At 63.9% G+C, this 255-nt stretch carries 1 protein-coding gene; it reads right to left on the minus strand.

The features are described 5' to 3' along the window. Positions 1–6: 6 nt before the first annotated feature. Positions 7–255 (minus strand): ExbD/TolR family protein (locus tag AC5IJH_RS18320; RefSeq protein ID WP_491904265.1); only part of this gene is annotated, 249 nt, incomplete at its 5' end.

Genomic DNA, 255 nt, shown 5'->3' on the forward strand with positions numbered 1-255 from the left:
CCCGGTTTACTGCATGCCGCCGGCGACCGTGTTGTTGGGCTGTTCCGTCAGAACGCCCAGCGTGTCGGTGCCGGAGGTGCGAATGTTGTCGATCGCCTCCATCACGACGCCGTAGTTGGAGCGGGCGTCCGCGCGGAGATAGACCTCTTTGTTGGTCTTGTTCTGCAGCATCTCGGTGATGCGCGGACCCAGATCGCCGGAGGAGACCTGGTTGGCGCCGAGGTAGACCTTGCCATCGCGCGTGACCGCGACAAC

This window comes from Candidatus Dedyshia acidiphila (assembly GCF_051025295.1).
Lineage (GTDB): Bacteria > Acidobacteriota > Terriglobia > Terriglobales > Acidobacteriaceae > KBS-83.